8 protein-coding genes are annotated in these 12373 nt (G+C 61.2%); 3 read left to right on the top strand and 5 right to left on the bottom strand.

Features of this window, described 5'->3' with window-relative positions; all coding sequences use genetic code 11:
- Positions 1 to 211: 211 nt before the first annotated feature.
- The 5 genes from JMA46_RS16290 to gcvT all read right to left on the bottom strand — a co-directional run bounded on the left by JMA46_RS16290 (position 212) and on the right by gcvT (position 6873).
- Entirely contained in the window at positions 212 to 1450 is a 1239-nt protein-coding gene (locus tag JMA46_RS16290) for an RNA polymerase sigma factor (protein ID WP_348770202.1), read from the bottom strand.
- A 351-nt stretch (positions 1451 to 1801) separates the two neighbouring features.
- Complete coding sequence (locus tag JMA46_RS16285; RefSeq protein ID WP_207346396.1) at positions 1802 to 3136, bottom strand: DUF4192 domain-containing protein; 1335 nt, start codon at positions 3134 to 3136, stop codon at positions 1802 to 1804.
- Positions 3137 to 3285: 149 nt separating this feature from the next.
- The gene (locus JMA46_RS16280) at positions 3286 to 4644 is read right to left on the bottom strand and encodes an MFS transporter (protein WP_207346395.1); all 1359 of its coding nucleotides are present in this window, start codon (positions 4642 to 4644) and stop codon (positions 3286 to 3288) included.
- Between the two features lie 24 nt (positions 4645 to 4668).
- Positions 4669 to 5628: a PAC2 family protein gene (locus JMA46_RS16275; RefSeq protein WP_207346394.1), complete on the bottom strand. Its 960-nt coding sequence runs from the start codon at positions 5626 to 5628 to the stop codon at positions 4669 to 4671.
- A gap of 111 nt (positions 5629 to 5739) precedes the next feature.
- A complete protein-coding gene (gene gcvT, locus JMA46_RS16270; RefSeq protein ID WP_207346393.1) occupies positions 5740 to 6873 on the bottom strand; it encodes a glycine cleavage system aminomethyltransferase GcvT in 1134 nt (377 codons plus the stop codon).
- Positions 6874 to 7030: 157 nt separating this feature from the next.
- Here gcvT and JMA46_RS16265 point away from each other — a divergent pair, with 157 nt between their 5' ends.
- The 3 genes from JMA46_RS16265 to sucB all read left to right on the top strand — a co-directional run bounded on the left by JMA46_RS16265 (position 7031) and on the right by sucB (position 12059).
- Positions 7031 to 8554 (top strand): leucyl aminopeptidase, encoded by a 1524-nt coding sequence (locus tag JMA46_RS16265; protein ID WP_348770201.1) that lies wholly within the window; start codon positions 7031 to 7033, stop codon positions 8552 to 8554.
- Positions 8555 to 8815: 261 nt separating this feature from the next.
- Complete coding sequence (lpdA, locus tag JMA46_RS16260; RefSeq protein WP_207346392.1) at positions 8816 to 10198, top strand: dihydrolipoyl dehydrogenase; 1383 nt, start codon at positions 8816 to 8818, stop codon at positions 10196 to 10198.
- 127 nt (positions 10199 to 10325) lie between these two features.
- Positions 10326 to 12059 (top strand): 2-oxoglutarate dehydrogenase, E2 component, dihydrolipoamide succinyltransferase, encoded by a 1734-nt coding sequence (gene sucB, locus JMA46_RS16255; protein WP_207346391.1) that lies wholly within the window; start codon positions 10326 to 10328, stop codon positions 12057 to 12059.
- Positions 12060 to 12373: the final 314 nt, after the last annotated feature.

Raw genomic sequence — 12373 nt, 5'->3', positions numbered from 1 at the left:
CACGTCGCCCAGGAACTCAACGCACGCCCACGCAAAACGCTCAACTGGAATACACCAGCCGAGCAACTTCATGATCTACTGATAACCAACTAAACACCAGGTGTTGCAACGACCCCTAGAATTCAAGGGGGCCCTAATGCATATGGGCCCCCGCGCCCGAGGGCCCCAATGGTGAACGCGCCAGCGGACACCATTGGGGAGGGCGTGGGGACTAGTCCAGGTAGTCCCGCAGCACCTGTGAGCGCGAAGGATGGCGCAGCTTGGACATGGTTTTGGATTCGATCTGGCGGATGCGCTCGCGCGTGACTCCGTAGACCTTGCCGATTTCGTCTAAAGTCTTAGGCTGTCCATCAGTCAAACCGAAGCGCATGGCGACAACGCCGGCTTCACGCTCGGAGAGCGTATCCAAAACCGAATGCAGTTGTTCCTGCAACAGGGTGAAGGACACTGCATCGGCCGGCACAACAGCTTCGGAGTCTTCAATCAAGTCACCGAACTCAGAGTCGCCGTCTTCACCCAGGGGTGTGTGCAGGGAGATGGGTTCGCGGCCGTACTTCTGGACTTCAACAACCTTTTCAGGAGTCATGTCCAATTCCTTGGCCAACTCTTCAGGTGTCGGTTCGCGGCCGAGGTCCTGAAGCATCTGCCGCTGGACACGGGCCAGCTTGTTGATGACTTCAACCATGTGCACGGGGATGCGGATGGTGCGTGCCTGGTCTGCCATGGCGCGGGTGATCGCCTGACGGATCCACCATGTGGCGTAGGTGGAGAACTTGAAACCCTTGGTGTAGTCGAACTTCTCAACCGCACGGATCAGGCCCAGGTTGCCTTCCTGGATCAAGTCAAGGAAGAGCATGCCGCGTCCGGTGTAGCGTTTGGCCAAGGACACGACCAGGCGTAGGTTGGCCTCAAGCAGGTGGTTCTTGGCGCGCCCACCGTCGTGCACGATGCGTTCGAGATCGCGTTTGAGCTGATCATCCATCTTGTCGCTGATGGTGTCGAGTTTTTCCTTCGCGAACAGGCCGGCTTCGATGCGCAGGGCAAGGTCCACTTCTTGTTCAGCGTTGAGCAGCGCCACCTTGCCGATTTGCTTCAGGTAATCCTTGACGGGGTCGGCCGTTGCACCGGCGGACATGACCTGCTGAACAGGGGCGTCGTCATCGTCTGAGTCGGAGTAGACAAAGCCTGTTCCGGTGGCGACGGGGCGCTCCGGCTTGGCGTCGTCCTGATCTTCGTCGTCGACAGCAGCGTCGGCTGCAGGCTCTTCCTCTTCTTTGGCTTTGCCTCGTCGTGTGGCGGGGGCCTTCTTGGCGGCTGGTTTAGTCGCTGCCGCAGCGGGTGCGTCTTCACCAGCGGCGGCGGCAGCCTCAGCCTTCTTCCTGGCGATCGTGGCAGCACGCTTCTGCGCGGGTGTCAGCGGGACGGGGGCTAAAGATGCGGGGTCCTCGATCTCCTTGGTTGGGGAGACTTTGCTCTTGGCAGTAGCAGACACAGAAAACCTTTCTTACGGCGGTCTGTGGAGTTACCGTCGGGCAACACCACTATGACCCTGTCAAGTCCATGTTGCTTGGCGCATCACATTTGCTTGGAGGGTCACAGTGTATAACTCCCTGTGCGGCGGCATTGTTCCCACCGGTCTGGAAAGTACTTCCAGCCCCTCGTACTCAAACTCTGTCAATGCATCAACATGGACCCCACCGGGTCTTGTCCTCTAGTGTCTCACGGTTTTCCCAGTGAATCATGCCTGCCCCGCCTCAGCGGCGGGTTGGTGTTTGCAATATAGATCACAGCCCCTGGCGCGTCAGGCAGCTTCTGCCACCCCGTAGCCATGCCACGCCGTCACCGGGTTCTTCGCGCACTCGGCGATGTGTCCCACGGTTAGCAGTTCATCAAGCAAGACAGCCAACCGGTACCCCGGTTGATGACGCAGGCAGGCCTGAAAGTAGTGCCCCGCCCACGTACCCCTCCCCTTGCACCACTGAATCCAGCCGAGCAGACACAGCACTGGTGCTTTGTCTGCAGAGTCAGTCGATCCCGCCAGGAACAGCAACAGGGGTTCGGCGCGGTCCAGCCGCCCCCAGTCTGGCCCTGCCAACTCAGCACCTCCCTCCAAGCTATTCAGGGCGCCGTTGCTCCTTGCCGGGCCTGTTGTCTCAATTTCCCCCACCAAGACCCTGCCAAAGTCATCGGTTGCCCGCTTCAGCTCGGCTCTGGACATGGACTTGAGTACTTCTTCCAGGACAATTTCATCCTTTTCGGCTTCATTTTCTGCGGCATACTTGCCATCACCACACGGCAGCACCACTCGGTCAGCCACTGACTGTGCTGGTTCCGGGGTGAGCAGACCCAGCCCCGCCGCTCCAGCCAATGACCACTGCGGCGATGTCGCCAATGCCACGATCACCGCATCCCGAACGGTTGCGTCTGCCAAAGACGCCAAAAAGTAGGCAGTAAGGACCGGGCTGGGTGTTTTCGGCCAGGCCTGTAAGGCCTTTTCCCACGTACCGAGACTGATGCCGATTTGCCGCTGCCCATCGCCGTGCACTGCCAAGGTTTCCTTCATCGATGTGCCAGCGGCGGCGACTGCAGCTGCGAACTCGGCATCTCGAAGGACCGTCAACTTCTGAATTTGTTCCTTCGGATTGTCCCGGACAATGCTCCCTCGGAAAATGAACTCCGCATTGACGTAACTTTCCCTAATGGAGGCAATACCCTTGCCCGGCCACGCGCAGCACCTCCCATCCACGCATTCCAAGCTGCGCCAATGTTCCGGGCCCACGTACCAGGCGTCCTTGACAGGGACTCCGACGGCGGCAAAGGCCTTCCGGAAACCTCGGTATGTTTCGGAATGGGGCAGATCATGCGCCTGCACCCAGTCCTGCTCTCCGAAGATGGCCAGCAGGCAGCCGTCGGCTTCTTCGTCGCTGGCCAATTGTCCGGCGGCTATCTGCGCAAAATAATCTGGATCCGCGGTATTCAGCGGTGGCAGGTCCAGCCGCATAGTGGCCCGAAGACGCTTGCCCTTCATCCCAATGCAGACAATGCTGTTCACCGGCCAGTACCCCACAATATGGGGGATGAAGGCCAAGAGGTCTTCCCCGGCACTGACGCTTATTTTCTCTAGTTGTTTTCCCATGCCTCAAGGCTGCTGCCGGACAGGCACGCAAAAAAGAGCGTTATGGCAAAACCGTCATATCTGTGGATAACAGGGGCACGCTTCGGCATGTTCGGGTGCGGAACTTTCACAGCAGGGCGCACTACCTCAGGCCAGCAAGCGCAGACAAACTACCTTTTACGGGATTGACGCTCTTCTCGTTGTTCTTGGCGGTATTGCAGGCGACGGCGGCGACTGTCGGCAACGACTTCACGCCACGGCGGCACGCGCTCCCCCAGCTGCGCCATACTGCTTCGGACCTTGCGCCGCAACACAACAACGGCAACCACCCCGATGCCCAGCACTAGGAATTGGAAGGAGAACGCAACACGGAAGGCATCCAGGGAGTAGAGCCCGTCGGAGGAGAAACCCGCACCGTTAAGCAAATCAAGGATCAGGCCAATCATGTACATTGTCACCAGAGCTGCAAAGAAGCCGCCCACATTCACAATTCCTGTGGCCGTGCCAATCTTGTGGGACGGATTGAATGTCCTGGCAAAATCAAAGCCGATCATCGAGGCCGGGCCGCCCAAAGCGAGAACCAAGACCAACACCACCAGCAACCACAGCGGCGAAGGGCCCGGCTGCAGCAACACGACCGCCCACGCGGCAATGGTGATGGCAGCAACCGCAAGTACAAGGGTGGAACGACGCAGCGGGTGCCTGCCCACCCAACTGCCCAAGAACGGACCGCAGACAAGTCCTACCACCACAAACAAGCTCAACAAAACGCTGGCCGTTGCCGGATTCAGGCCCTGTCCGGAGACCAGGAACGGATAACCCCACGTCAGCACAAACACGTTGCCGGCAAACTGGGTCGCAAAGTGGCTCCACATGCCAAGTCGCGTGCCGGGTTGCCGCCAAGCGGTGGCTAAGTCAGTCCAGGTGTCCTTGAGACCCATCGCCACCAGAGGCGTCATCGCCCCCGCTGGCGCATTGCGCAACAGCGCGGCAGACAGGATGCAGGCCAGTACGCCCAGAGCTGCCAGTCCCACAAACGCCGGGCTCCACCCTGCGTTGTGCAGCACAAAGGCAAAGGGGGCGATGCTGATGAGCTGGCCAAATTGACCAAGCTGACCAGTCATCTGCGTCAGCACGGGCACCTTGCGGGGCGGGAACCAAAAAGGGATGAGCCTGATCACGGCAATGAACGTCATGGCGTCCCCTGCCCCGACAAACACCCTGCCCACCACACCGGCTGGAACGGAGGTGGCGGCGGCAAGCTGCAACTGACCCACCGCCATCAACGCAGCGCCGGTGGCGATCATGACCCGTGGGCCGAACCTGTCCACCAGGACGCCAACGGGAATCTGCAAACCGGCATACACCACCAGCTGGATGACGGTGAATGCGGACAGGGCCGACGCCGACGCGTCAAAGCGGTCCGTGGCAACAAGCCCGGCAACACCGAACGATGTTCGCTGTGTCACCGCAATCAGGTAGGCAAAAACACCGACACCCCACACCAACCACGCACGTCTACTGTTCACTGGCACAGTTTATGCCAGCTCAGGCTAGGACAGTTGCGCACCGTCCTGCGGTCCGGCGTCACGGCTGGCCAAATATGCCTCGACAGCAGCACCCAGTTCATCGGCGTCGGGCAACTCGTCGTTGTCCCCGGCCAGCAAAGAACGCCGTGCTGTGCCTTCGGTGTGCTCGTCGTACTGCTTCTCAAGGTTGGTCACCACACTGGCAACTTCACTGGAGCCTTCAACCTGCTCTGTAATTTGGCGTTCAACAGCCCGTCCAGCCTCCCGCAGCCGTTCACTGGGCAGCATCAAGGACAGGGCAGCACCCAGGTATTCAAGCCCGGCAACGGCGGCCAGCGGGTATTCGGCGTCGGAGAGGTAGTGCGGCACGTGGATTGCATAGCCCACCACATTCCGTCCGGCCGCGTCCAACCTGACCTCCAGAAGATGGCCGATCGCTGCCGGGATGTCCAGGGTGGTCTTCCACGCTGAAATGCCCTCGATCAGATCCGGCCGGTTCCCGTGCACCGTGGCACCAATGGGCCGGGTGTGTGGGACAGGCATCGGCACCGAATGCACCCATGCGACCAGATTCACATCAAAACGCTCAACCAGGCCCAGCACGGCGCGGCTGAAACGCTCCCACTGCAGATCCGGTTCCTGTCCGGTGAGGAACAGGAACGGGGTGCCAAGGGCATCGAACATGCGGTACAGCACCAGCGACGGCGCGCGGTAGTCACTGAGCTTGTCTTCAGCGAATGTAATGCGAGGCCGGCGCGAGCGGTAGTCAATGAGCTGGTCAACGTCAAAAACCGCCACGGCTTCCCCGGCCAGCTGGTCCTTGAGCTCGGCAGAGATCTGGCTGACCACATGGCCGGCATCAGCGAAGCCCGCAAAAGACATGAGCAGGTTTGCGCCCTTCAAATCCTCCGCGGCCAGCAGTTCTTCATTGAGGACATAGAGGGACTCGGGGTCGTGGAATGGGACGTACTCGTTGACATTCATGGTTTTCCTCAGCTGCTTGCGTTTCTAAACAGCACAACACTGCAAGCGTCCCTATCATTCCACGCAACAGGGCCGCCTGCGTGCAAAACCGACTCCTCTGTCCCTCGTGCGTTAGGCCTTGGTGCTGGCTTTTACAAATGGGGGCTTGACCACATTCACGCCCAGGCGACGTCCGCGGATGTCCAGGGCCAGGGCTTGTCCGAGCTCAACAGCGGGGTCCACCAGGGCAAGTGCGACACCGTTGCCCAAGGTCGGTGAGAACGTCCCGGACGTCGTGTGGCCAACGATGTTCCCTTCAGCGTCAAGTACATTGACTCCGGCTCGCGGGACGCCGCGGTCGGTGGCCAGCAGCCCCACAGACTTGCGGGGGGCGCCGTCGGCCTTCTGCGCGGTGAGCACCTCCTTGCCCCAAAAAGCAGCCTTCTTCCAACCCACGGCCCAACCAATGCCAGCCTCTACGGGTGTGATTTCGGTGGAAAGCTCGTGCCCGTGCAGGGCATATCCCATCTCTGTGCGCAGAGTGTCGCGGGCGCCAAGCCCGGCTGCCCGGCCGCCGGCGATTTCCACTGCAGCGGCAAGCGCCTCCCACACGGCGGCTGCGTCATGCCACGCAGGCACCACTTCGTAGCCGAGCTCGCCTGTGTAACCGGTGCGGCACACGGTCAGCGCAACGTCCGCGCCGTTGATGTTGACGGTCGCGTCCACAAATGACATATAGTCGGCGGGCTGGGGCAGCCCCACGGCGGCCATGACGGTGTTGGCCAGCGGGCCTTGAACGGCAAAGACGCCATAGCTGCGGTGCAGATCCGTGATCTCCAGTTCGGCACCTTCGGCAGCGCGTGCAGCTTCCAGGGCAGCCACGACGGCAGCAGTATTGGCCGCATTGGGAATAAGGAACAGGTCATCCTCGCCGCGCATGTAGGCAATGAGATCGTCGGTGACCGTACCGCGGTCCGTCAGCGCCAGCGTGTACTGGGCGTGGCCGGGCTGGATCCGCTCAAGGTCGTTGGACAGGCAGCGGTTCGCAAAGGCAACGGCTCCCGCTCCTCGAATCTCGGCCTTACCCAGGTGCGAGACGTCAAACAGGCCCACCGCGGTGCGCACTGCCGTGTGCTCGGCAACCACGCCGCCGCCGTCGTACTGCAGCGGCATCAACCAGCCGCCAAACTCAGCCATCTTCGCGCCGTGGTCAACATGCCACTGGTGCAGGGGTCCGTGCAGGAGTTCTTCGCTCAATTCGCTCATGGCTCATACGGTACCGCAGGCAGGCGATGCGGCAACAGCCGCCAAACACCGCGCGCACACGTGCGAATCCACAACTCACACATTCGACCGTCGTTGGCGATACGATCGGAAGCAGTCATGACCGTCATCAACATTCCAACGTGAGGACAGTATTTCCGTGAGTTCAAAAGAAAACATCAGCTTCCGCGTCATTGGCACAGAGCTGGCCAAGGTTTCATCCGACGCACTCGTCATCGCCGTGAGCAAGGGAGAGGACGGACCAGTCCTGTTGGATGCGCCCTTGTCCGCCGCAGCCCTCGCCTCACTCAAGGCTTCGCTGTCTGCCTTGGGCGTCACCGGTGCGGCCGATCAGGTGGTGCGCCTGCCTGGGCTGCCGGACACTGGCGCCAGCATCCTGGTGTTGGCCGGAATCGGGGCAGTGAAGGGCGGTGCTCTCAGCGAGGAAGCCCTGCGCCGCACAGCCGGTGCGGCAATCCGCCAGCTGGCCGGGATCAAGCATGTGCTCTTTGCCGTACCGACGACGACGGTCGCCCAGGTTGCAGCGTTGGCCGAAGGCGCCGCGATGGGCGCGTACCAATACGCCAGCCTGCACTCCAGCACGAAGGGCCGGAAGGATCCGGTAGCCAAGGTCACGATCCATTCCACCCAGGCGAAGGATCCGGAACTGGCGGCAGCCTTGGAACGCGCCACAGTCGTGGCCAAGGCCGTCAACGCCACACGCACCCTGGTGAACGAGCCACCGAGCAAGCTGTATCCGGCAACATTCGCCGATGCTGCCAGGGAACTGTCAAAGGGCTTGCCCGTCAAGGTCACGGTCTTTGACGAAAAGCGCCTCCTCAAGGACGGTTATGGCGGCATCATGGGCGTTGGACAGGGCTCCTCACGCCCCCCGCGCATGGTGAAGGTGGAGTACAAATCCGAGCGTGCAGTGGCTGACCTTGCCTTGGTTGGCAAGGGCATCACCTTTGACAGTGGCGGCATTTCCATCAAGCCGGGCGCCGGCATGATGACAATGAAGTGCGACATGGCAGGTGCGGCCGCTGTGCTGAACTCCGTTTTGGCCGTTGCCGGACTGGGCCTGCCTGTCAATGTCACAGGCTGGTTGTGCATCGCTGAAAACATGCCCTCCGGCACGGCCATCCGCCCCTCCGACGTCCTGACCATGTTTGGTGGAAAGACCGTTGAAGTCCTGAACACCGATGCGGAGGGCCGCTTGGTCATGGCTGACGGCCTCGTCGCCGCCTCGCAGGAGTTCCCGGACGTGATCATCGACGTCGCCACGCTCACCGGAGCACAGGTAGTGGCGCTGGGGCACCGCACGGCAGCAGTTATGGGCGATGACGGAGTCAGTGCTGCTCTGAAAGCTGCTGCTGACAGGGCCGGCGAACTTCTCTGGCCAATGCCGCTCCCGGAGGAACTGCGCCCGTCGCTGGAATCCACCGTTGCGGACATGGCAAATATTGGCGAACGCATGGGCGGCATGATGACGGCCGCAGTGTTCCTGCAGGAGTTCGTTGGCAAGGGCAAGGACGGCCAAACCATCCCGTGGGCGCACATGGACATTGCCGGACCCGCCTTCAATGAGGGAGCGCCGTACGGCTACACGCCCAAACAGGGCACCGGAATGGCAGTCCGCACCCTGGTGTCCTATGTGGAAGATGTGGTCGCCCGCAGCGCCTGATCTCAAACAAACCCCGTGCAGGCCCGGTTGCTCTGGGCCTGCACGGGCGCGGCTTACAAAGTGAGTATGACCACATTCACGTTTAGTGTGACAAAGGTGTGGGTGTTGCATGGGTCAACTAACGTAAGGTAAGCGTTGAAAGTATTTGTCTTTGACCGGAAGAAGCGGCAATTCCTTGATGGAAAAGCTCGTTTCTCTCAATAATTGATGACATGGCGCACCATCAACAGGTGCGCAAACCTAACGCGAGGGAGCGTCTAAGTGGCCGAACAGGCAGCTGGGCAAGAATTCGATATTTTGGTTCTCGGCGGTGGCAGTGGCGGTTACGCTACAGCGCTGCGCGCGGTCCAACTGGGCATGACCGTTGGTCTGGTGGAGAAGGGCAAGTTGGGCGGCACCTGCCTGCACAACGGCTGTATCCCCACCAAGGCGCTGCTGCACGCAGCAGAAGTTGCCGACCTTGCGCGTGATGGCTCCAGCATTGGCGTCAACAGCACGCTCGAGAGCATCGACCTGGTCGGTGTCAACAAGTACAAGGACGGCATTATTGCCGGCAAGTATAAGGGACTTCAGGGTCTCATCAAGGGCAAGGGCATCACCGTCATCGAAGGCGAAGGCCGCCTCACCGCAGCCAATACCGTCACCGTGAACGGCGTGAACTACACGGGCAAGAACCTTGTTCTGGCCACCGGTTCCTACTCACGCAGCCTGCCCGGCCTGGAAATCGGTGGCAAGGTCATCACCTCCGACGAAGCACTGGGCATGACCGAGCTTCCCAAGAGCGCCATCGTGCTGGGTGGAGGTGTGATCGGCGTCGAATTCGCTTCAGTGTGGAAGTCCTTCGGCGTTGACGTCACCATCATCGAAGGCATGGCTTCGTTGGTTCCCAACGAAGATGCCTCCATCATCAAGGTGCTTGAGCGCACATTCCGCAAGCGCGGCATCAAGTTCAACACCGGCACCTTCTTCCAGGGCGTGGAGCAGAACAACGACGGAGTCAAGGCCACCTTGGTTGACGGCAAGACGTTTGAAGCAGACCTCATGCTTGTGGCCGTGGGCCGCGGCCCGTCCACCGCAGGCTTGGGCTTTGAAGAAGCCGGCGTCACCATTGACCGCGGCTTCGTCATCACCAATGAGCGTTTGCACACCGGTGTTGGCAACATCTACGCCGTGGGCGACATTGTCCCCGGCATCCAGCTTGCACACCGCGGTTTCCAGCAGGGCATCTTCGTAGCAGAGGAAATTGCCGGCATGAACCCGGTGATCGTGGAAGACATCAACATCCCCAAGGTCACGTACTGCGACCCGGAGATTGCTTCCGTCGGCTTGAACGAAAAGCAGGCCAAGGCAAAGTTTGGCGACGCCAACGTCGAGTCAACCGAGTACAACCTGGCCGGCAACGGCAAGAGCGCCATCATCGGCACCGGCGGCATCATCAAGTTTGTCCGTGAAAAGGATGGCCCTGTGGTGGGTGTGCACATGATCGGTACGCACATCGGCGAGCAGATCGGCGAAGCACAGCTCATCGTGAACTGGGAAGCCTACCCCGAGGACATTGCCGGCCTCATCCACGCGCACCCCACACAGAACGAAGCCCTGGGCGAAGCAGCAATGGCCTTGGCCGGACGCCCGCTCCACGGCTAGCAAGAATATTTACTGAGTGCACCCGGCGCCCGCGCCGGGTGCACTAAGCTACAAAACATTACATAATTCATAGAATTTCGTAGCGATGCGCCAATGTGCACCGCACAAGAAGGAGAACGGGGACGAAATGTCTGAATCCGTGAACTTGCCCGCCTTGGGTGAAAGCGTCACCGAAGGTACCGTCACACGATGGTTGAAGCAGGTTGGGGACCGCGTCGAAGTCGACGAGCCCTTGCTGGAAGTTTCCACCGACAAGGTTGACACCGAAATCCCGTCACCCTTCGCTGGCATCTTGGAAGAAATCCTTGTACCTGAGGATGAGACCGCTGAAGTGGGTGCCCCCCTGTGCCGCATCGGTTCCGGTGAAGACGCCCCCGCAGCGGCTCCCGAGGCGTCCGCAGAAGCACCGGCCCCGTCCGCTGCTCCGGCACAGGCACCTGCAGCTCCCGCAGCCGCACCTGCCGCACAGGAAGCCGCGCCGGCTGGCGACGCCCACGAACTGATTTTGCCTGCACTGGGCGAATCGGTCACCGAAGGCACCGTCACGCGCTGGCTCAAGGCCGTGGGCGACACCGTTGAGGTTGACGAGCCGCTCCTGGAGGTTTCCACCGACAAGGTTGACACCGAGATCCCGTCCCCCGTGGCCGGAGTCCTGCTGGAAATCCGCGTCGCTGAGGACGAGACTGCAGAAGTTGGCGGCGTTTTGGCGTTGATCGGCTCCGAAGCTGCAGCAGCCCCGGCCGCTGCTCCGGCGGCACCCGCGGCAGCACCGGCAGCACCGGCAGCACCCGCTCCGGCACCGGCAGCAGCACCGGCCCCAGTTGCAGCTCCGGCTGCAGCACCGGCCCCAGTTGCAGCTCCGGCTGCGGCAGCCCCCGCACCGGCTGCAGCAGCACCTGCCGCAGCAACTTCCGCAGCAACTTCCGGCTCGGAGTCAAACTACGTGACGCCATTGGTCCGCAAGCTCGCCAACCAGCACGGCGTTGACATCTCCTCCGTCACCGGCACCGGTGTTGGCGGACGAATCCGTAAGCAGGATGTGGTCGCCGCCGCAGAGGCAGCCAAGGCAGCCGCTCCGACAGCCCCTGCAGCCTCGACTCCGGCAGCCAAGTCGGCTCCCGCCGTCGTGCCGTCCTCCCTGCGCGGCACGACGGTCAAGGCACCGCGGATCCGCCAGGTCATCGCCCGGCGCATGCGCGAGTCGCTGGAAGCCTCCACGCAGCTCACGCAGGTGCACGAGATTGACATGACGCGCGTCGTGAAGCTGCGTGGCCGTGCCAAGGATGCCTTCGCGGCAACCAATGGTGCCAAGCTGACGTACCTGCCGTTCATCGCCAAGGCCGTGGCGGAGGCGCTGAAGCAGCACCCGTCCGTCAATGGTGAGTACAACGAGGAAACCCAGCAGATCACGTACCACAACGCTGAGCACCTGGCGTTTGCCGTGGACACTGACAAGGGCCTGCTTGTTCCTGTCGTTGCCAATGCAGGAGATCTCAACCTGGCTGGTTTGGCTACGAAGATCGCCGATGTTGCTGCCCGCACCCGCAGCGGCAAGATCGGTCCGGATGAGCTCTCCGGCGGCACGTTCTCCATCACCAACATTGGAAGCGTCGGCGCTCTGTTCGACACTCCCATCATCAACCAGCCCAACGTTGCCATCCTGGGCACCGGTGCGATCGTCAAGCGCCCCATGGTTGTGGCCGATGCTGACGGGGGCGACACCATCGCCATCCGCCACATGATGTACCTGTGCCTGACGTACGACCACCGCCTGGTGGACGGCGCGGACGCCGGCCGCTTCCTGCAGACCTTGAAGGCCCGCTTGGAAGAGGGCGCATTCGAGGCAGACCTGGGCCTGTAATAATCCCGGTTCGCTAATGCAGTGAACGTTCGACGGCGGCTGGTGGCTTGAGCAATCAAGTCACCAGCCGCCGTCGTTTTTTGGCTCCAGTGTTATTTATGCCACAATACGCAATCATGTTTAGACACTGTGTCACCAAGTTGCGTAAGCTGGCGCAATGGACTTTTTACGCTTAGTGCTCATATTTCGTAACTGTTCAGGGGGTGGCGGGGAGCCATGGGTCCCCGGCAAAGAGGTCGTCGAAGGCGTCCAGGGCATTCTTGCCCTGCTTCCGTGCTGTTCCGATGTAGGAGCGCATGGCCAGGAACGCTTGT

It is taken from the genome of Arthrobacter sp. E3 (assembly GCF_017353415.1).
Classification (GTDB): Bacteria; Actinomycetota; Actinomycetes; order Actinomycetales; family Micrococcaceae; genus Specibacter.
The sequence above is the reverse complement of the archived record's forward strand: the minus strand, read 5'-3'. Positions and strand labels throughout refer to the sequence as shown.